At 63.9% G+C, this 1,116-nt stretch carries 4 protein-coding genes; all 4 read left to right on the plus strand.

Going from position 1 to position 1,116, the window contains the following annotated elements; genetic code table 11:
- The coding region (locus BGN95_RS06420; protein WP_502688260.1) for a ZIP family metal transporter at positions 1-383 on the plus strand (383 nt) is incomplete at its 5' end.
- Positions 380-619, plus strand: a complete 240-nt coding sequence (locus BGN95_RS06425; protein WP_018251251.1) for a hypothetical protein — start codon at positions 380-382, stop codon at positions 617-619. The genes BGN95_RS06420 and BGN95_RS06425, both read left to right, overlap by 4 nt.
- Positions 555-812, plus strand: coding sequence for a CopM family metallochaperone (copM, locus tag BGN95_RS06430; protein ID WP_231376782.1), 258 nt, complete (start codon positions 555-557; stop codon positions 810-812). Before BGN95_RS06425 ends, copM begins: the two co-directional genes overlap by 65 nt.
- Positions 812-1,116: cation diffusion facilitator family transporter (locus BGN95_RS06435; RefSeq protein ID WP_286772004.1), on the plus strand; the 305-nt coding region annotated here is incomplete at its 3' end. The genes copM and BGN95_RS06435, both read left to right, overlap by 1 nt.

The following is a 1,116-nucleotide window of genomic DNA, read 5'->3' on the forward strand; positions in this document are numbered from 1 at the left end:
ACGGCCTGGTTCTGGGTCTGGCCTTCATCGCCGGCGAGAAGGGGGGCACGTTGCTGGCGGTCGCGCTGACGCTCGAAGTGCTGTTCCTGGCCCTGACGCTCACCAATGATCTGACGAGCCGGTATCGCAAGATGAAGGCGATCGGCCTAACCTGCGCGCTTGCGCTGCTGGTGCCGATCGGCGCACTCGTCGTGCAGCCCGTGGCGCTGCTGTCGCCGGTGTGGATCACGGGATTCCTGAGTTTCGGCCTGATGGCGCTGCTCTACCTCGTCACCGAGGAGCTGCTGGTCGAGGCGCACGAGAAACCGGACTCTCCGCTCATCAGCGCGATGTTCTTCGTCGGCTTTCTCGCACTGCTGCTCATCGAGGAGATCGCGATGTGACCGGCCTGACCTTGAGCGGTGTCGATGTGCGCCGCGATCCATCCCGTAAGGAGAAGAAAATGTCGATCACCACGGCGCGATGGTCCTTTCTGGCCGCTGCGATTGCCCTGTCTGCGTGTTCCGGCGGCAAGCCGGCGGGCCAGTTCGGATCGAACGAGTCCGGTGCGACCGATGCCATCCACGGATCGAGCGCACGGCACGGCCGGCATGGCGATGCCGTCGACCGGCGATCCTGATACCGACTTCCTTCGGGGCATGATCCCGCACCATGAAGGTGCGGTCGATATGGCTCGCGCCGAGCTTGCCAACGGCACCGATCCGAAGGTGCGCGCGATGGCGGAGGAGGTGATCCGGACCCAACAGGCCGAAATCGTGAAGATGCAGGCCTGGCTCGCCGAACGGCAAGCCACAAAGAAGGGGACGCGATAATGGCACACGATCACGGCGAAGCCGGGCACAGCCACGACCATACGGCCGGCGCCAACGCCAAGATGCTCAGATGGGCGCTTGCCCTGACGGCGACCTATCTCGTGGCAGAGGTGGTCGGCGCCTTCGTGTTCAACAGCCTCGCGCTGCTGTCCGACGCAGCCCATATGATGACCGACGTCGCCGGTCTGGTCATCGCGTTGATGGCGATCCATCTCGGCAAGAAGGCTGCCGACGACAAGCGGACGTTCGGCTACAAACGACTGGAAATCCTCGCCGCGACCTTCAATGCGATCCTGCTGTTCGT

The sequence above is a fragment of the Sphingomonas sp. 66-10 genome, from assembly GCF_001897045.1.
Taxonomy (GTDB): Bacteria; Pseudomonadota; Alphaproteobacteria; order Sphingomonadales; family Sphingomonadaceae; genus Sphingomonas; species Sphingomonas lycopersici.